This window comes from Glycomyces buryatensis (genome assembly GCF_004912275.1).
Taxonomy (GTDB): domain Bacteria; phylum Actinomycetota; class Actinomycetes; order Mycobacteriales; family Micromonosporaceae; genus Glycomyces; species Glycomyces buryatensis.
Genome location: NZ_STGY01000006.1, coordinates 1 through 671 on the forward strand (window position 1 = coordinate 1; position 671 = coordinate 671).

General features: G+C 56.3%; 1 rRNA gene. It reads right to left on the reverse strand.

Annotation, left to right across the window (positions count from 1 at the left end):
- Nucleotides 1-360: 360 nt before the first annotated feature.
- Nucleotides 361-671: ribosomal RNA gene (locus FAB82_RS02175) — 16S ribosomal RNA — on the reverse strand; the annotation flags it as partial.

The following is a 671-nucleotide window of genomic DNA, read 5'->3' on the forward strand; positions in this document are numbered from 1 at the left end:
CGCACACTATACAAATCTCAAACAACACACCAGCCCCAACCGACACCCACCGATCAGACCCAAACGTCCCCCACACAAAGGAAGAGGACAACAGGTCCAGCCAGCATCACGGCATCCGCGAAACGACCAGGCTCCGAGACGTATTGCCTCAGAACCCCAACAGGGTGCGACACCACGAACCCCAAAGGAGAACGCAGTGTCAAGGATGGTTTATTTTCAACGTGCAGTCGACACACCATATAAAACATTTAGTCCATACACACCCGCAATAAACCAGGCAACCAAACAGCTACCCAGCCCGGTCACAACGACCGGAGCGGATGGTTGACCACGCCCAAAGGGCGGGTCGGGACTCCTTAGAAAGGAGGTGATCCAGCCGCACCTTCCGGTACGGCTACCTTGTTACGACTTCGTCCTAATCGCCAGCCCCACCTTCGACCACTCCCTCCAGCAAAAGCTGGTTAGGCCGCAGGCTTCGGGTGTTGCCAACTTTCATGACGTGACGGGCGGTGTGTACAAGGCCCGGGAACGCATTCACCGCAGCGTTGCTGATCTGCGATTACTAGCGACTCCACCTTCATCGAGTCGAGTTGCAGACTCGAATCCGAACCAAGACCGGCTTTACAGAGATTCGCTCCACCTCACGGTATCGCAACCCGCTGTACCGGCCA